The following is a 273-nucleotide window of genomic DNA, read 5'->3' on the forward strand; positions in this document are numbered from 1 at the left end:
CTCAGTCCCAGTGTGGCCGGTCACCCTCTCAGGCCGGCTACCCGTCGTCGCCTTGGTAGGCCATTACCCCACCAACAAGCTGATAGGCCGCGGGTCCATCCCATACCGCCGGAACTTTCCACCCTCCGCCATGCGGAAGAGAGTCATATCCGGTATTAGACCCAGTTTCCCGGGCTTATCCCAGAGTACAGGGCAGGTTACCCACGTGTTACTCACCCGTTCGCCGCTCGTGTACCCCGAAGGGCCTTACCGCTCGACTTGCATGTGTTAAGC

General features: G+C 60.4%; 1 rRNA gene. It reads right to left on the bottom strand.

Annotated features, from left to right (window positions below):
* Positions 1-273: ribosomal RNA gene (locus QSK35_RS42605) — 16S ribosomal RNA — on the bottom strand; the annotation flags it as partial.

Origin of the sequence: Lentzea sp. NBRC 105346 (assembly GCF_030269605.1) — a bacterium.
GTDB lineage: Bacteria > Actinomycetota > Actinomycetes > Mycobacteriales > Pseudonocardiaceae > Lentzea.